The sequence below is a fragment of the Phytobacter palmae genome (genome assembly GCF_039409775.1).
In the GTDB taxonomy this organism is placed as follows: Bacteria; Pseudomonadota; Gammaproteobacteria; order Enterobacterales; family Enterobacteriaceae; genus Phytobacter; species Phytobacter palmae.
In genome coordinates, this window is record NZ_JBCIVJ010000023.1 from 24,145 (window position 1) to 41,654 (window position 17,510).

At 55.5% G+C, this 17,510-nt stretch carries 16 protein-coding genes and 1 pseudogene; 2 read left to right on the forward strand and 15 right to left on the reverse strand.

Features of this window, described 5'->3' with window-relative positions; translation table 11 throughout:
* Window positions 1-12: 12 nt before the first annotated feature.
* Both AAIG39_RS25760 and AAIG39_RS21445 read right to left on the reverse strand, forming a co-directional pair.
* Complete coding sequence (locus tag AAIG39_RS25760) at window positions 13-132, reverse strand: protein YdgV (RefSeq protein WP_425503340.1); 120 nt, start codon at window positions 130-132, stop codon at window positions 13-15.
* Window positions 133-299: 167 nt separating this feature from the next.
* Entirely contained in the window at window positions 300-1,367 is a 1,068-nt protein-coding gene (locus AAIG39_RS21445; protein WP_343194675.1) for an AI-2E family transporter, read from the reverse strand.
* Between the two features lie 364 nt (window positions 1,368-1,731).
* Between AAIG39_RS21445 and umuD the strand changes: the two genes are divergently transcribed.
* On the forward strand, window positions 1,732-2,154 hold the full coding sequence (gene umuD / locus AAIG39_RS21450) for a translesion error-prone DNA polymerase V autoproteolytic subunit (RefSeq protein ID WP_090088744.1): 423 nt from the start codon (window positions 1,732-1,734) through the stop codon (window positions 2,152-2,154).
* An 8-nt stretch (window positions 2,155-2,162) separates the two neighbouring features.
* Here umuD and AAIG39_RS21455 read toward each other — a convergent pair whose 3' ends face one another.
* The 7 genes and pseudogenes from AAIG39_RS21455 to AAIG39_RS21485 form a co-directional block, all read right to left on the reverse strand.
* Window positions 2,163-2,924 carry an SDR family NAD(P)-dependent oxidoreductase gene (locus tag AAIG39_RS21455; RefSeq protein ID WP_249573129.1) on the reverse strand — a complete coding sequence of 254 codons (762 nt, stop codon included), beginning with the start codon at window positions 2,922-2,924 and terminating at the stop codon, window positions 2,163-2,165.
* Window positions 2,921-4,717 carry an alkaline phosphatase family protein gene (locus AAIG39_RS21460; RefSeq protein ID WP_343194676.1) on the reverse strand — a complete coding sequence of 599 codons (1,797 nt, stop codon included), beginning with the start codon at window positions 4,715-4,717 and terminating at the stop codon, window positions 2,921-2,923. Before AAIG39_RS21460 ends, AAIG39_RS21455 begins: the two co-directional genes overlap by 4 nt.
* Before the next feature lie 15 nt (window positions 4,718-4,732).
* A complete protein-coding gene (locus tag AAIG39_RS21465; protein WP_343194677.1) occupies window positions 4,733-5,794 on the reverse strand; it encodes an ABC transporter ATP-binding protein in 1,062 nt (353 codons plus the stop codon).
* A 2-nt stretch (window positions 5,795-5,796) separates the two neighbouring features.
* Window positions 5,797-6,663, reverse strand: a complete 867-nt coding sequence (locus AAIG39_RS21470; protein WP_343194678.1) for a carbohydrate ABC transporter permease — start codon at window positions 6,661-6,663, stop codon at window positions 5,797-5,799.
* Window positions 6,641-7,552: a carbohydrate ABC transporter permease gene (locus tag AAIG39_RS21475; RefSeq protein ID WP_343194679.1), complete on the reverse strand. Its 912-nt coding sequence runs from the start codon at window positions 7,550-7,552 to the stop codon at window positions 6,641-6,643. The genes AAIG39_RS21470 and AAIG39_RS21475 overlap by 23 nt, the downstream gene beginning before the upstream one ends.
* 12 nt (window positions 7,553-7,564) lie before the next feature.
* The gene (locus tag AAIG39_RS21480; protein WP_343194680.1) at window positions 7,565-8,893 is read right to left on the reverse strand and encodes an ABC transporter substrate-binding protein; all 1,329 of its coding nucleotides are present in this window, start codon (window positions 8,891-8,893) and stop codon (window positions 7,565-7,567) included.
* Window positions 8,880-9,512 (reverse strand): annotated as a pseudogene (locus AAIG39_RS21485) (TauD/TfdA dioxygenase family protein); the annotation flags it as partial. The pseudogene AAIG39_RS21485 and the gene AAIG39_RS21480, both read right to left, overlap by 14 nt.
* A 71-nt stretch (window positions 9,513-9,583) precedes the next feature.
* Between AAIG39_RS21485 and AAIG39_RS21490 the strand changes: the two are divergent.
* On the forward strand, window positions 9,584-10,480 hold the full coding sequence (locus AAIG39_RS21490) for an EAL domain-containing protein (RefSeq protein ID WP_343194681.1): 897 nt from the start codon (window positions 9,584-9,586) through the stop codon (window positions 10,478-10,480).
* Between the two features lie 76 nt (window positions 10,481-10,556).
* Here AAIG39_RS21490 and AAIG39_RS21495 read toward each other — a convergent pair whose 3' ends face one another.
* Genes AAIG39_RS21495 through AAIG39_RS21520 form a run of 6 tightly spaced genes read right to left on the reverse strand, consistent with a single transcriptional unit; the run spans window position 10,557 to window position 17,144 of the window.
* Window positions 10,557-11,303 (reverse strand): IucA/IucC family C-terminal-domain containing protein, encoded by a 747-nt coding sequence (locus AAIG39_RS21495; protein ID WP_343194682.1) that lies wholly within the window; start codon window positions 11,301-11,303, stop codon window positions 10,557-10,559.
* Window positions 11,290-12,126: an ABC transporter ATP-binding protein gene (locus AAIG39_RS21500; RefSeq protein ID WP_343194683.1), complete on the reverse strand. Its 837-nt coding sequence runs from the start codon at window positions 12,124-12,126 to the stop codon at window positions 11,290-11,292. The genes AAIG39_RS21495 and AAIG39_RS21500 overlap by 14 nt, the downstream gene beginning before the upstream one ends.
* Window positions 12,099-13,130 carry a FecCD family ABC transporter permease gene (locus tag AAIG39_RS21505; RefSeq protein WP_343194684.1) on the reverse strand — a complete coding sequence of 344 codons (1,032 nt, stop codon included), beginning with the start codon at window positions 13,128-13,130 and terminating at the stop codon, window positions 12,099-12,101. The genes AAIG39_RS21500 and AAIG39_RS21505 overlap by 28 nt, the downstream gene beginning before the upstream one ends.
* A complete protein-coding gene (locus tag AAIG39_RS21510; protein ID WP_343194685.1) occupies window positions 13,120-14,106 on the reverse strand; it encodes a FecCD family ABC transporter permease in 987 nt (328 codons plus the stop codon). The genes AAIG39_RS21505 and AAIG39_RS21510 overlap by 11 nt, the downstream gene beginning before the upstream one ends.
* Entirely contained in the window at window positions 14,103-15,014 is a 912-nt protein-coding gene (locus AAIG39_RS21515; RefSeq protein ID WP_343194695.1) for an ABC transporter substrate-binding protein, read from the reverse strand. Before AAIG39_RS21515 ends, AAIG39_RS21510 begins: the two co-directional genes overlap by 4 nt.
* 33 nt (window positions 15,015-15,047) lie before the next feature.
* Window positions 15,048-17,144, reverse strand: coding sequence for a TonB-dependent receptor (locus tag AAIG39_RS21520; protein WP_425503341.1), 2,097 nt, complete (start codon window positions 17,142-17,144; stop codon window positions 15,048-15,050).
* Window positions 17,145-17,510 lie beyond the last annotated feature (366 nt).

Sequence of the window (17,510 nt, forward strand, 5' to 3'; positions counted from 1 at the left end):
GAGAGAAAAGGACTATAGCGCCGAACGCCAGTGTTGTTCGCCGGAAAGCAGGCAGGCAGAAGAAGTAAGACGGGAAAAGCCAGAGATGAACGTCCTGAACAAATTATCCATAAAATTACAATATCCGCACATTGCTTCTCATCGAGGCGGAACGATTGTCCTCAGTAGTAAAACACGCCCTATTTCTACCACAGGGCCTGTTTTTCCTCAAATTCTTTTCACTTCTTTACCGCGAGCGACCAGACGTGTAGAAAACTCATCACCGCCGCCGGATAAAATATGCGCGGCGGCGAGACAGATTATTGTTCCGATTTCATCGCCAGCGCACGATCTTCGGCAAGTAAATTCCAGGATGCAATAAACAGCCCGGCAATCATTGGCCCGAGGACAAAACCATTAATGCCAAAGAATTGCAGCCCGCCGAGCGTAGTCAGCAAAATTAAATAGTCAGGCATTCGGGTATCTTTGCCGACTAATAATGGCCGCAGGATATTATCAGCCAGCCCCACCACCACGATAAAATAGAGCGACATCATGGTTCCGGTAATAATTTCCCCGGTGGAGAAGAGAAAAATAGCCGCCGGGACCCAGATAAGCGCTGTGCCGACCGCCGGGATCAGCGACAGAAAGGCCATCAGCGAACCCCATAACAGACTGCCGTTAATGCCCGAAAACCAGAAGCCAAAGCCCCCTAACGCGCCCTGCACAATCGCCACCACCAGTGTCCCTTTTACCGTAGCCCTGGAGACGCTGGCAAATTTATGAAACAGGCGGCGTTTGATTTTGTCCGTCAACGGAATAGCCGTAAATATTCTGCGTACCAGCCGGGATCCGTCTTTCAGTAAAAAGAACAACAAATAGACCATCAGACAGAAACTGACGCTAATACTCAGCGTATTTTTACCGATGATTACCGCGCTGCCAGCCAGATATCGCCCGGAGCTCAGCGCCACGCCGGATAATTTTTCGCGGATGGCACCTACGGAGTCAAAGTCATTTTCACGCAAATATCCCTGCGCCCAGCCAGGCAGATAACTAATACTGTCAGTAAAGAGTTGCGGCAAGTCCGTGGCGTTATTTTGCAAGCGTTGATAGAGCGCATTAATTTCCGCAATCAGTGACGTGACAATAATCATCAGAGGAATAAAAACTAACACGCAGATAAGTAGCACAGTCAGTAACGAAGCAATACCGTCACGCCCGCGCAACCAACCGGTTAATTTTACCCGTAGCGGATAAAAAATAAGCGCCAGAATAACGGCCCAGATAATAGCAGCATAGTACGGCTGGATCAGGCTAAAAAACGCCAGGCTGACCAGCAACAACAGAACGATAAAAAAGAAATTATGAGTTTTCAGAGCCGTCATCTTCGCCATCCAATGGTTAAACTGCTGCTAAGTGTAGTGGCTGGCCCCCTGAATGTAAAAAAGGTCTGCCGCCGGGAAATAATACGCCATATCCGAAATAGCATTATTTCCCTTATTATTCTCACGGTTGCCTGCACGCAGATGATGATCGGAAATAGTCAGAGCGCGCATTTTTTCATCACATTACAAAAATCCTTGTTCCATCAATCTCTTCACAAAAATCGAGCCGGGACAGCTTGATCGATGTGCTTTTTTGACGATACTGTATATAAACACAGTAATTCATAAAAACAGTAACCATGGATGTATCAACGGCGAAAGCCTCACTTTTACCAGGACGTCTACAGATTGGTCAGGCAGACTTATGCCTGTTATTACATGGGAGCGACATGCGATGACAACCAGCGCTTTTCCCAGCCCGGCGGCCGATTACATCGAAGGTGCGATCGACCTTGTGGCACATCTGATAAGCCATCCGTCAGCAACTTACGTGCTGCGCACCGCCAGCGATGCCATGTGCGGCGCGGCGATCCTGCCCGGATCGTTACTATTGGTAGACAGCAGCCTGCAGCCGGTGGATGGCGATATCGTCGTAGCACGTTTGCTGAGCGGTTTTACCGTCCGCCGTTTACGCGTCTCTCCGCCGCGCCTGGTGGCGGAGAACGAAAACTATCGCACTGTGTACATTGATGAAGAGGAAGGTGCGCATATCGTCGGCGTTGTAACCACCATCATCACGACGCCCCGGCGCACTCTGCACGTCCGTGCGGCGAGCGTGCGGGGGTGAAGACAGGGTCACACCAGACGGATACCGGCATCAATAAAAAAGAGTGCGCCCGTACAGCCACGAGCGTCATCGGAAGCGATAAACAGCGCCATAGCGGCAACATCCCGGCCCTCAAGGGTGATATCCAGCGACTGCATGGCCTGGATCTCCTTTTCGGACTCCGGCGTGCGCCACAACGCCTGCTGACGTGGAGTGGAAATTGCCCCCGGTACGATGCAGTTTACGCGAATACCCGACGGCCCCAGCTCACGTGCCAGCGTCTGACTTAGCCCGACAATCGCCGCCTTGGAGGTGGTGTAACCGGACATCCCCGGTCTGCCCTTCATAAAGCTGGTGGAGCTGGTCAGAATGATGTTGCCGCCCTCGCCTTTTTGCATTACCGCGGCCACAGCCTGGCTGGCAAAAAACTGATGATCGAGGTTCACCGCCAGGCTTTCACGCCAGGCTTCTGGTTCTACGGTCAGGGTATCGGTTCGGTCGTCCCGGGCGGCGTTATTGATCAGCACATCAATTCGGCCTTCCCGGGCGGCAATGTTGCCTGTCACCTCACGCAACGCGGCAATGTTTCGCACGTCGACTGCGTGAAAATGGGCGCCGCGCACTTGCGCCAGCGCAGTACCCGCCGTCACATCAATATCAAGGAAATGTACCCGGCTCTCCTGCTGGCAAAACGCCGCCACCAGATCCGCGCCAATCCCGCTGGCCCCGCCGGTTATCACCACCACTTTGTTTTGCAAACTCCCGTAACGGGTATAACGATGCCCGGTCATATATCAGTCTCATCTGGCGCCAGTAACGCCTGCATTACAGAACCGTCGAGGGTATCGCGTTTGACGCCGAGCAACCAGGCAATGGTTGCGCCGGGGTCCGCCATTCGATACGGGCCGTGGTGATGGTGGTCGTGATAATAGCCGCGGCGAATACCTGCGCCGAAGGCCAGCAGTACGCCGTAATTTGAGGTATGTGCTGTCCTGGCCGTGGGTTTTTGCGGGCCGTGATTGGCACCCGGGGCCACCACCGGGCAGATATCCTCGCCGCTCGCGCTGGTTCCCCAGACAAAGCCGCTGTCGTAGGTAAAAAGCACATCACCTGCATACTCGCCCCAGTACCCGGCGCTGGCGGCGTCTTCCTTGCGCAGCGCCCAGGCAACGGCATGGTGAACCTTCCCGTTGTGCTCGATGTGCCAGTTACGCAGCAGGTGCAACAGTCGCGCCTGCAGGCAGGCATAATCTGCCAGTGGCACGGTGCCATCCGGCTCACGCCCCTGCAGATTGATATAAATCTCCAGCCCGCCGCGCTCGTCTTTCAGATACACCAGGCTCTGGCTGCGGATTATCTGCCCCTGGTTATCCAGCGCCACCAGTCCATGTTTTGCCAGATAACGCTGAATATCGCACATAAAGTGGTTGGGTACCGCGCCGTGATCCGAGGCCAGAAACAGCGTCGTCTCTTTGTCCATGCCGTTGATGATGCGCCCCAGCGAGCGGTCGAGGATTTTATAGCATTCGCGGATCACCGCCTCGTAACGCGCGGCCTGCTGCGGGTCGTAAAACGGCGAGTCCGGATCGTACTGGCCCAGACAGAGATGGTGAGACTCATCAATAAGGTGATGTACCCCCGCCCACAGAGAATAGCCGTGCTGATGGGTCAAGCGCAGCGCACTGTCCGCCAGCCATAGCGACTGATGCTCCGCATCCTGGAAGGTCGACGCCAGAAGCGCTTCATCCGGCGATGCCTTCACCGCCCACTGGCTGTAAAACGGCCCAAGATCCTCGAAAAGCATCTGCGCGAGTACACTGTCCCGGGCAATGCGCTGCGGGAAGGTCACTTCGCTTTGGATCAGTTCAATATACGGCGTCACATGTGCCAGCCAGAAACGGGCTTTTCCTCCTTGTGCCACCTCGCCCAGCGCCAGCCAGTCGCTCCACGCTCCTTGCACCAGAGTGACGCCCCCGTGCGCTGAACGCAGCGTCAGGGTATCGATATCAAGTGACAACGTCACGTTATCGCCGTGGGGTGAGCGTATTGTCAGGCGATACTCACCGTTCACTTCCCGCTCCAGCGGTTGCCACAGCCCTTTGTCGTGGTAGGCGAGCGGTGAAGACGGCGGCCAGCCCAGCGTTTGCTGGCGCGGTTTCGGCGGCACATCCAGACGCTGGCGATCGGTGGTGAAGATCGCCGGAGCGGCAAAGGTGTAGGGGCTTGGCGCCGCGGCGGACCAGTATGGCGACAGGGTAAAATGCGGCGCGGGTGAGGCCACGCTTTCCGGGAAATGAACCAGTGCAGCGCGTAGTCCGCTCTCTTCAAGCCGTTTCAGCAATGGCCGCGTCCTGGCATAATCCGCCGGTAACGCCTGACCTCGCCACGACGTTCCCGGTGCCTGGCCGGAGAGAAACGCGGCCCAGTTGACATCGCCCCAGGCGGAAATATAGGGCAGCAGCTCAGTGGCCGCGCCTTCGCTCAGCATCCGGCTGATATGAGGCAACTCTCCTTCGGCGGCAAATTTTTTGACAAGCGGCATCATTAATCCATCAACGCCAAAAACAATCACTTTGTGACCCATGATTTTCCCTTCGCGTTAATTCAGCCGCAGCCCGCTGGTGGCATCAAACAGGTGCGCATGTCGGGCATCCGGCAGGATTTTCACTATTTCACCCGGCTGCGCCGCCACGCGCTGATGGAACAGCGTGGTTACTTTCTGCTGGCCGATATTGAGCAGGATCTGTGTTTCCGAGCCAGTCGGTTCCACCACGTTAACGCGGGCGTTGATCGACGCCCCCGGCGTCAGTACAAAGTGTTGCGGACGCACGCCATAGAGTACCCGCTGCCCCACGTTCAGCCCTGGCGTCTGGGTCACCGGCAGCGCGATACCGTCATCGGTCATCACGATGCCGGGCCGCTCCACGTGGCCGCTGAACAGGTTCATTGATGGCGAACCGATAAAGCTCGCCACAAAGGCATTGGCCGGGCGGTCATACAATTCAAGCGGCGTACCAACCTGCTCAATCTGCCCGTCGCGCAGCACCACGATGCGGTCGGCCATGGTCATGGCTTCAATCTGATCGTGAGTGACGTAAATCATGGTGGTATTAAGCCGCTGGTGCAGCGCCTTGATTTCAGTGCGCAACTCAACACGCAGTTTGGCGTCGAGGTTAGAGAGCGGCTCATCAAACAGGAACAGGCGCGGGTGGCGCAGGATGGCGCGCCCCATAGCCACGCGCTGGCGCTGGCCGCCGGAAAGCTGCGAGGGTTTACGCGCCAGTAACGGCGTCAGCCCCAGCGTATCGGCGGCCTGTCGCACCTGGCTGTCAATCTTCGCCTTCGCCACGCCCTGCATTTTGAGCGAGAAACCGAGGTTATCCGCCACCGTCATGTGCGGATAGAGCGCATAGTTCTGAAAGACCATCGCCATGTTGCGATCCTGCGGCGAGAGGTCGTTAATCACCTCTCCATCCAGAGTCAGCTTGCCGCCGTCAATGCCCTCCAGCCCGGCAATCATACGCAGCAGTGTCGATTTTCCGCAGCCGGATGGCCCCACCAGCGCGATAAATTCGCCATGGTGAATAGTCAAATCCAGACCGGGAATAATGGTCTGCCCGTTAAAATGTTTTGCGATGTTGTTAAGTGTCAGGGTTGCCATCATTAATCCTTAAGTCCACCCGCAGTTAAGCCCTGTACCAGATAGCGCCGGACCAGCAGGGTAAAGGCGACTACGGGCAGCATGACCAGCGTGCCGCTGGCGGCGATTTTGCTCCACTCCCACCCTTCGTATTGCAGGAAGTTCACTATCGCGACCGGGGCGGTAATGGCATGAGTGCGGGTTAAAATCAGTGCGTAGAAAAAGTCGTTCCACGAAAAGATGAAACAGAGAATGGCGGTCGCCGCGAGGCCCGGTTTTACCAGGGGTAGCGATACCCGCCAGAAGCTGCCCCATAACGAGCAGCCGTCCATCCACGCCGCCTCTTCCAGGGTGACCGGAATCGCGGCAAAGAAGGTTTGCATCAGCCAGATAACGATAGCCAGATTAAAGGTGAGATAGACAATCGCCAGCCCGACTATCGTGTCCTGCAGCCCAAGCCAGCGAAAGGCGAGAAAGAACGGAATGGTAAAGGCGATGGGCGGCGCCATGCGCGTTACCAGGATCCACAGCGCCACATAGCGACGGGCACGAAAACGCCAGCGCGTCAGCACCCAGGCGGCAGGCACACCTAACAGCAGCGAGAAAATTGTGGAAATCACGCTGACCAACAGGCTGTTGCCAAAGGGTTGCAGAAAATTCCCGGCGATCAACTGGCGATAGGCTTCCAGCGTCGGCGTGAAGAACAACGTCAGTTCGAACGCGTCCATTGACGGGCGCAGTGACATCACTACCATCCACAGGAACGGCGCAAGGAACAACACCAGCAGCAGTAACGCCGCCAGCGTGCGCTGGCCTTTAAAATGCCACTTTCTGCGTCGCGTGACGGTGAGCGCGAGCGGACGACGTTCATCCGTTTGTTGTACTGTCATCGTTCCACCCCGCGCGGCCAATGAGCCAGCTTAAAATAAACACCCCGACCAGGATCACCACCGCAATAGCGCTGCCGTGTCCCCACCAGGAAAAGTTAAAAGCCTGAATAAAGCCGTAGTAGTTGGTAACTTCCGTCACCGAGCCCGGCCCACCGTCCGTGAGGATGTAAATCAGTGGAAAGGCTTTAAAGCTATCAATCAGGCGAAACAGAATACACACTGCCAGCACCGGTTTGAGGTGCGGCAACACGATGTAGCGAAAGATGTTGAATGACGAGGCACCGTCCAGGCTTGCCGCTTCGCGCGGTTCGTTGGGCACCATTTGCAGTGCCGCCAGCACCATCAGCATGGTGAACGGAAACCACTGCCAGACATCCGCCACTACAATCGCCCACAGCGCGGTGTCCGGGTTAGCGATAAGCGAGTTAAGGGGCAGATTCATGCGCTCCAGAATCTGGTGCAGGGGGCTGATATCCGGGGTGTAGATAATTTTCCAGATCAGCGCCACGATAATCGGCGGCAGTACCATGGGAATGAGCAATAAGGTGCGCACTCCGTTAAGCAGCCGCGACGGGCCATTAAGTAGTAATGCCAGCAGCAGCCCGATCAGCACCTGGAAGAAGACGCTCACCACCGACAGCTTAAGTTGCGTGACCAGCGAGTTGAGAAAGCGGTCGTCATGCAGCAGCTGCTGATAGTTCACCAGTGGATGGCTAAAGTTGAAGGTCGCTTCCGGGTTAGTCAGGCTAAACGGCGTGAGGCTGGTGACCAGCAGTGCCGCCGCAGGAACCAGCGTCAGTAACGTCAGCACCACAAGCGACGGCGATAACCCCAGTAGCCAGGCGTAACGCTGGCGTTGCCGCCAGCTTATTGGTTGTGCTATCCCCATGCTTATCCTCACTTAGATTTTCGCACCGGCGCGTTTTAGATCGGCGAGAGTACCGGCCTGCGCCTGGGTCATCGCCTCTTTCGCCGAAAGCTGCCCGGAGGCAATCAGCGCGATGGCTTTGTTCAGTTGCTGGTCAACCTGCGGATAGAACTCCACGGTACGGTATTTCATGTAACCGCCCTTGCCCGCCTGGTCGATGGCATCAATGGAGAGCTGCGCCAGGTCCACACCATTGATCACCTGCTTAGAACGAAACACCTGCGAGTCGATATCACTACGACGGGTCGGCGAACCGTATCCGGCGGCCAGCGTGCGGGCCGTGTTCTGTTTCGAAAGCGCCCACTGGATAAACGCCCACGCTGCCTCTTTGTTTTTCGAGCCCACCGGAATCCCCAGCGCATGGGTCGCCATGCCGGGGAACCACCCTTTTGGCCCGCTGACCATCGGACCAAAATGGGCCGTTTTCAGGGTGCGCGAGCTTTCGGCGTTGCCCAGTTGCGCCAGGTAGGTCTGGCTGGCGTCGGAGAAGTTCACTCTTCCCTGTTTCAGCGCCTGTAAGGACTGGTCGGCGGTATAGGTAATGCCGCCATTTGGGCCGAATTCGCGAACAAGACGGGCGAAATAGTCAGCCGCCTGCACCGCTTCCGGAGTATCGAGCGTCGGGAACAGGTCGTCCGGCGGCGCGCGGAATACGTTGCCGCCAAAGGCCTGCAGATACGGAATAAAGGTCCAGCCGTAATGGTTGTCGGTAACATACCCGGCGACGCGCTCTTTTTTGTTCACGGCCTGCAGAACTTTCACCAGGTCATCGGTGGTTTTTGGAAATGAGAGCCCGGCCTGTTGAATCAGGTCGTAACGCGAGGCTCCCGCCAGCATCGCTTCCACCACATAAGGAATGCCATACAGCTTGCCGTCGCGCCCGGTTTCTGCCGCCAGGGTGGCTGGCAGAAAATCCTGCAATCCCCAGTCTGCCGGAGTGAGGTTGGGATTAGCGATAAACTCATCAAGCGGAGTGAGCCAACCCGCGTTGATCCAGCGGCTGGTATAAATAAAGGTGACGTTGACCACATCATAGGCCGACCCGCGCGTCGACAGTTCCAGGTCGGCACGCTGGTTGTAGACCGGGAAGGCTGGCGTATCAAGCTGCACTTTTGCCCCGGTCAGGGCTTCAAACTCCTGCAACCACTGGCGGATCAACTGCGGCCAGGCGGTACTGAAAGTGGAGACATTGAGCGTCACACCATCATATTTGCGCGCTACATTTGCCCCGCGAGCGATAGCCGGGATCATGCTGTAGACCCCAAACGCCGCCATGGCTTTGAGTAAATCACGACGCTGCATAGTTCACTTCCCTGTCTGGGGTATCGTTTACGGCATCCTGCGGACGAGTAATAGTGCGGCTTCGGCTACCGTCTATGGCAACAGCGGGTTCACCTTCAATGGTGACGCGACGAACCAGGCGTGGCTGGTTGCCATAATCATTGACGGCGTAATGCTGGGTGCTGCGGTTATCCCAGATAACCACATCGTCCTGCTGCCATTGCCAGCGCACAGTATTTTCCAGGCGGGTAATACGGTTTTGCAGCAATTCAAAAATCTGCGCCGATTCACGACTGTTAAAACCGACCAGTTTTTTCACAAAATGGCCAAGTAATAAGGCGCGCTCGCCGGTTACCGGATGCACATGCACCACCGGATGTTCCGCTTCCCATACAGAAGAGACGAAGACATTTTTATGGTGATTGAGGCGATGTTCTTCGGTGACAATACGTTCTGCGCCATAGTCGTAATTATTACTGTGAATAGCGCGCAGCGTGCCGACAAATTGTTTTAAGGATTCTGGTAATAATTCATAGGCTAATGCGGTATTCGCCCAGACGGTATCACCGCCATATTCAGGAATAGTGACACCACGCAGAATGGATATTTTCGGGAAGGCGTCCACAAAAGTGACATCGGTATGCCAGGAGTCTGCCCGGCCACCGCCTTTTGAGGCATCAAGTTCGAATTACTGAACATGCCTGCAATAGTGTGAATAACATTTGCGTTATTGTCGGGACATCACTCCCTTTATTTTTCAAAAACAACCTTTATTTTTTGATCTCTCTGTTTAGCGCATCCATTATTATTGGCCTGTTGATTGGCGCCCTTTTCGTTAATAATGTTGCGCATAATCAATCTCTGCTTGCCCGACTGAAAAACGCGCTTGAAAATCGCGAATTACATTTTGTCTATCAACCCATATATAAAATCAAAGATCGAAAAATAACCGGCATTGAGGTGCTGTTACGCTGGACGGACCCACAAATTGGACATATCGGCCCGGATATATTTATTCCGCTTGCGGAAAAAAATGGCTTAATAAATAAGATTAGCTTGTATGTGGTTGAGCATGCCATCAGAGAGTGTGCGCCAGTACTGCTGAGCAGTGATATCACCCTCAGCATTAACGTCAGTTGCGCAGACATCTGTTCTGAGGCGTTTCGTGAAAAATTGCTGAGCACGTTAAAACAGGAAAACGTACCCGGCGAATCGATTATTCTTGAAATTACAGAAAGGCAAAGTTCCGGCACAGAAGATATTAAGCGCTCCATGGATCTGTTTAAAGGCACCGGGATCATGTTCGCTCTGGATGACTTTGGTACCGGTTATTCCAACCTGAACTGGCTTTCATTGCTTGATGTGGGCGAAATCAAAATTGATAAATCAATCACTGACTCAATAGGGACGGAATCCATCAATAATCACATTCTTCCCGGGCTGATAGAGATGTTTAAAAACATGCCAAAAATTGTGGTCTTTGAAGGGGTGGAGACTGACATGCAGTATCACTTTCTGAAAGAAAACATACCGGAGTGCTGTGCACAGGGGTGGTATTTCACAAAAGCTGTACCTTTAAGCGAACTACGTACCGTTCTTGAAGCTTAAAAGTCTCACCCGCGATGGTGCTTTCCTGCGACTCATTGTCTCCCACCGGAAGCCAGTACCATGTCCGGCCCCGTAATCAGGTTGCCTTGCACAGCGGGCAATTGTGGCAATACTCCACTGGCTGCACCGTTTTATAATAAAAACAGCAGGTGCGGCGAAAGCGCACCATGTTTCCCGCCGCGCTCCTTTGTAGCGGGCGGCGAAAGCGTTTGAGCGGGTTCCATGGCAGACCAAACAGCGACGAATCTGCCCCGTCCAGCAGCCAGGCAAAATCCTCCCGTTGGCGTTTATCCTGCTCCAGGGTAAGCCCTTCCATCCGTCCCTGATATAAGGAATAGACCCGTACCGCCGTGTTTTCCCAGAGAATATGCTGTGGCAGACCGCTCACCTGCGAGAGACTTTGCCACAGCGGTGCGAAGAAATTTCTGAATAAGGTAGTGACAATAGCTTCACGCCACGCGTCACGCGCCCCTGGGGCGTAACCCGTTGCAGTCACCTCGACCGGCAGCGACGAGCTCCATAAACCGTCGTCATGCGCATATTCCAGCCGACAGCTATTGAGTGATAACGGCAGGCCTTTATCAAATACACTCATCGCATAGAGCACATTCCCGGAGGCGAGAAATGCCACCCTTTTGGCGAAAAGTGACGCCGCAACCGCCATGTCCGGCGCGCCGATCAGCGGCATCACACGCTCGAGTATCGCCCGGCAGGTTTGCGCATCCCGCATTGCCTCGCCCGTCACGCTGCGCCTGTCTGCCTGCCCGAGCGAGCGCAGGCGAAACATGGCTTGCAGGTACGCATGTTCCTCAATCGTCAGCATGCGATTCTCCAGGAAAAGGGATGCACAATGGCGTATGGAAGAAGGGATCGTCAATAATCCGGCAGCGCAGATTAAATACCTCGCTCACGAGGGTTTCTGTCATGATCTGCGCTGGCGTCCCCTGTGCATATACCCGGCCTTTATGCACGGCCACCAGATGATCGGCATACCGACAGGCCAGGTTCAGATCGTGCAAAACCATCACAATGGTTTTGCCCTGTGACTGATTCAGCCCGCGCAATAATTCCAGAATCTCTATCTGATGCGCCAGGTCAAGGTAGGTTGTAGGCTCGTCCAGCAATACGGTGTTCGTCGCCTGCGCCAGCGTCATGGCAATCCACACCCGCTGACGCTGCCCGCCGGATAACGCATCCACCGGACGATGCTGCAGGGCTGCGGTTCCGGTCAGGCGTAACGCCTCCTCCACCTGCTGTTCATCTTCCTGTGACCACTGACGCAACCAGTTCTGGTAAGGAAAACGCCCGAGGCTCACCAGTTGTCGCACGGTGATGCCCTCCGGTGCGACGGGTGTTTGCGGCAGGATGGCCAGTTTGCGGGCAATCTGCGCCGTATGGCTGGCGTGAATGTCCGCGCCATCAAGAATGACCGTACCTGACTGCGGCGTCAGCAATCGCGCCATAGCTTTTAGCAGCGTGCTTTTACCGCAGCCGTTGCTGCCAATCAGCACCGTCACTTTTGCCGCTGGCAGGGCTAAATCCAGCGAATCGATCACCTGCTGCTGCTGGTAGCTGATGCTCAGCTTTTGCGTTGTGAGAGACACGTTTTCCTCATCAGTTACGTTCGCTGCCGGATAAGCAGCCATAAAAAGAAGGGTGCGCCGGCCAGCGCCACAAAAATACCGGCCGGAAGATCGGCGGGCCGAAACAGAGTTCGCGCCAACAGATCAGCCGTGACCACCATGCAGCCCCCACCGCAAACGGTGACAAATGCCTGACTAAAAAAGCCGTTACGCACCACCAGTCTGGCAATGTGCGGTGCTATCAGCCCGACAAAAGCCATTGCCCCCACCAGCGCAATCGCCCCACCGGAGAGCACTACGCAGCCGAGTAACAGCAGCACCCGCAGAGGATGAACTCGCACGCCAAGCCCGCTCGCCAGCTCATCATGCAGCTGCAATGTTTTCAGGTAGCGCAGCAAAAAAAGCAGCAACGGGAGCACGCAGAGATAAATCGTCAGCAGTTTCAGCACTTTATCCCATGTCGCGGCATATACGCTGCCGCTTAGCCACACCCAGGCGGAAAAGGTGGTGGTAAGAGGGCTCAGGACCAGAACTAAGGTAACGAGCGCCCCCGCCAGCGCCGAAACACCGACACCCGTCAGGATCAGGCGCAGCGGCGTAAGTCCTTTACGCCATGAAAGCAGGAAAATCAGCCCAACAGCGCAGGCCGCTCCCGCCATCGCCGCCCAGGGCATCAATGCGCTGCCGTATTGCAGACTGAAAAAGGAGAGCCATATCAGCGCGCCGGCGCTCGCCCCGGTCGTTACGCCCAGGGTATCCGGCGAAGCCAGCGGGTTTCGCACCAGTGTTTGCATGATAAGCCCGGACATTCCTAACCCGCCTCCGGCCAGCAGCGCCAGCGCCACGCGCGGTAAACGTAACTCATGCAGGATAAAACTCTGAGGTTGGGCGTCGGGCCGGAACAGGAGCCAAAAAGTTTGCGGCAGCGAAATCGCCACATCGCCGATACTCAGTGCCACGAGGGTAACGAGCAAGGTGAGGAGTAAGCACCCCAGTAATACCGGCAGTAAACGCGGGGAGAACTGGCGTGAAAATGGCCCCAGACGCAGGAGTTGGCTATCCGGCATGATTCCCCCTGCGCTGCGCCAGCAAAATAAAAAACGGCGCGCCCATGAGTGCCGTCATCACCCCAACCGGGACTTCCTGCGGCAAAATCACCACCCGGGCGGCAATGTCGGCAACCAGTAACAGCAGAGCGCCAAGCAAGGCACTGGCCGGGAGCGACTGGCGCAGGTCACTGCCAAACAACTGACGCGCAATGTGCGGGACGATAAGCCCGACAAAGCCAATATTGCCCGCCAGCGCCACAGCGCAGCCCGCCAGCCCAACCACCAGGACGCTTGCCAGCAACCGCACCAGGGCGATATTGAGCCCGAGCCCACGCGCGATCTCTTCACCGGCATTGAGCACATTCATTTGCCTGGCAAACAGGCAGGCAGCGACCACCAGCAACACACCGGGAAGCAGCACCGGGTACAGATGCGCAAGATCATTACCCGCAAGGCTGCCCGCCAGCCAGAACAGCATGGTATCGAGCGTTTCCTGATCGATGACCAGTATCGCCTGAGTAAAGGCGTTACACAGCGCGGTAATGGCGACGCCCGCCAGCACCAGACGCAATGGGTTGAGCTGGCCTTTACTGATCCGGCTGCTAAACCAGACCAGCGTGCCGGTGACACACGCGCCGGTGAATGCCAGCCACAATGTTAGCCAGGGGGAGCCAATGGCAAAAAAGCTGCCCACCAGCACAATCATTAACGCCGCCCCCGCATTAACGCCAAACAGCCCCGGTGAGGCTAGCGGGTTATGGGTCAGTGCCTGCATCAACCCGCCCGCCACCGCCAGAAAAGCGCCCACGCCCATCGCCAGCAGAGTTCGCGGTAAACGTGAAGTACGAATAATGGTATCCACCGCACTGGTCGGGTCCGCATCGTACAGCGCTTTTGTTAACTGCGCGACGGTATAAAAGCGGGTGCCCGTCATCATACTGACCACTGCCATCACCGCCAGCAGCAGACCACAGAACAGAAATTTTCCTCTCATGGCCGCCCCCTGAGTAGTGCGTATTCCACATCATTGAGGATTTGATTCGCCCCCAGAATGCCCCCGGACAAACTCCAGGGCACGCTGTCCACGAGCCATAACTGCCCCGCTTTCACCGCACGCATCTGCTGCCATAGCGGATGTGCCGATAGTGTTTGGTACTGCCGGGCGATCGCCGGGCTGTTTGCCCGCAGCAAAATGAAAAAGATATCGGCGTCCAGCAAGGGAATATTCTCCATACCTGAGAAACGCAACGATGCGCTTTGCGCCTGCATTGCCTGTTCATTCCAGGTAAAACCCAGTTCGGACATCACCGAGCCTGGAAAGCTTCGCGCAACGTAGCTGCGAATGTGATCGGGACGCACCTCAATTACCGAGACCTGCGGCCCGTTCGTCGCATTAAATCGCGCCGGGATAAGGCTACGCAGGGAGGCAACTCGCGCATCCCAGCGTTCAAGCAGACGGTCTGCGGCACTTTTCATCGCCAGGTTTTCTGCCACTACCGTCAGCGTTTTCCTGAACTCAAACACATCATCCAGCAGCGCAACAGGGGCAATTTTTCGCATCAGCGGCGCGACATCCTGATGACGGAAACGGGATGCAAAAATAATATCCGGCTTGAGTAACACGATTTTTTCCAGCGCAGGCTGCGTTTCCAGCCCGAGCTGTGGTACGCCGGAAAGCTGTGGGCGCAGATAGCGGTAAACCGGTTTCTCCGCCCAGGACTCAACAATGCCGGCAGGGGTGACACCCAGCGCAGCCAGGCTGTCGGTCGCCCCCTGGAAAAGAGACACGGCGCGCGGGATGGCCGGTTGGCGGGCATATAACGCCGGTGAGACAACTCCCAGTAGCAGTGACTGGAGTAGGCGTCGACGCGTCAGAGAAAATGAGAATGTGTTTTTCATCATCATTGATACCGCCCCGCAAAGGGGCGGTCTGCGTCAAAAATCAATACTGTAGCCGAGCGTTGCCGTGCGCCCGCGACCCGCGAAATAACGGTCCGGGTCGACAGACGCACTCTGGGAATAGTAAGTGACGTACTGCTTATTCAGCAGGTTAGAGATCCCGAGGTTCAACTTGCCGTAAGGCAGTTTGTAAGCCACGGCAGCATCCACCAGCGCATAGCCGGAAAAATCTTTCTCCGCGTCGTCAAATTCTTTACTTAAGGCCCAGTTAGCCTGCAGGAATGTGCTCAGTTGAGCATTCCAGTTGGCCGACCAGCTGGCGATGATGCGATCCGGGGAGATATTGAGGACATCGAGTTTTGCATCCAGGCTGCCGTTGTCATCGCTGTCATAACGACCGCGCATGTGCGACCAGGCGAGGGTCAGTTTGTGGTCCGCATTGGGGCTGTAACCCGCGCTAACCTCCACGCCATCAATTTCTGTTTTTTCGCGGCGGGCGACAAACGCATCATTGACCAGTTCCACACGACTACCCAGTTTCGAGGTGGATTTGTAATAACTGGCCTCAAAATCAAACGGGGCTTGTTGCACCCGGAACCCGACCTCGCTGTTTTTCGTGACGATGGGCTGCAGGCCACTATATTCATTGAGTTTAATCCCCGGCGTATCGATGCCGCGCAGCACGCGCCCGACATCCGGCACGGTAAAGCCTTCGCTGTAACTGGCAAACAGGCTGAGCGGCTCAACGGGGGTCCACACCACACCTGCGTTATAAAGCGTCTGGTCGAAAGAGGGTGTTCCGCCCTCCACTTTTACCCGGTCATTCGCCCACACCGTCTGATAACTGTCGATGTTCAGACGCGCGTACTCATAGCGCACGCCGCCGCTTAATTTCACCGATTCGACGGGGGCAAATTCCAGTTGCAGGAAAGGAGACAGGTCGGTGTAATTAATTTCCGGCACATAGGTGCGCCCGGTTGACCACAAGTCCTGCTTCGAGCTATCAAACAGGGTATCAAACCCCAGCGTCGCTTTGATGCGGTCATCCCAGATGTCATCCTTCGTCAGCGCAATTTTGCTGCCGTATTTGTCGGTGTAGGCCCGGCTCTGATCGTAGAGGGTGCCAATGGGCGCAATGGCAGGGTCCTGGAAAGAGGATGAGTTGGTTGCGCCAAACAAGGCTTCATAGCGCTGATAATAAGCAAGTGCCGTCAGCTTCATGCCCGCGAGATTGTAATTATCGTAGGTTGTACCTACAGTCCAGACATCATTATGGGGCGCACTGCCTTGCGGGTTGCCCTTAACCGAAGTGGTAAGCACGCCAGCGTCGCGGTCGCCCCTCACGCTAACGTAGTTATCTTTGTTTTTCAGACGGTAGCGGTTGAGACTCAATTGGATGCGCTGATCGTTATCCAGCCAGTACCCCACCTTAGCCAGCATGTCCCACGCGCGGGAGTCCATCAGGTCGCCCTGCGTATTATCAACGCCAATGGCGTGATTATCCGCATCCTTAAATAGCCCCTGGTCTTCATAGCTCAGCGAAAAGAGATAGTCGATATACTCTTCGCTGCCATTGATGCTGTAATTGGTTTTATACGCCAGCGTGTCCCGGTCAAACTCTGCCGTAGGGGTAGTGGTTTCCACGCTGAAATGCTGGTTTACGGTGCCAGGCTGTGCCCGTTTCGTGATGATATTTATCACGCCACCTGTTGCGCCGACGCCGTTGCTGGCGTTTGCCCCTTTAATTACCTCGATGCGCTCAATCATCGACGAGTCAATGGTATGCATTTCGCGTCCGGTCGGACGCAGCGGGTTTGACTGTGGAATACCGTCAATCATTACCAGCGGCGTACGCCCGCGAAGCGTTTCTCCACTGCCGGACATCTTTTGCCGTGGCGGCGAGAATGACGGCAGCAAATTGCTGAGAATCTGTGAAGTGTCTGAGGTGATTTGCCGTTGTTGGGCAATTTCTTTTTCACTTATGACCTTAATGACCTGAGGGGAATCATTACGCGACCCCTCCGTACGCGTCGCGCTAACAATCAGTTCATCATCACTACTTGTCGCCTCCTGCGCATAAAGCGCAGACGTGAAGACCAGAGCCATCGCGCCGTATAAAGGGGAAAATCTCATGCAAACAACCCTCAATAATTATTCCCCATCGTTTGGGGATCATTCCGTAAGAGAAACAAATAACAACAATAAGAAATATTTTGATAATGATTATCAATATCATGAATGAAATGTAAAGCAGAGATGAGAATTTTTGACGTTGACGCTGTCGGCGCCATACGCAGAGGAATGTGACAAGCCGTGGGTGTCATTAGCGGCTAAAAGCGGCGAGTTTCAGTATCACCGGGCGTCGCGGACAAAGTGGCTGTAGCAGAGAGAGTGACGATGCTCCCGGTTCATCCTGAATGGCGCAAATCAGTATGAACCGGGAAACAGGCACGTAAGCGTGGGCAACGAGTTGCCCCGGACGTTTTCACTCTCCCCTTT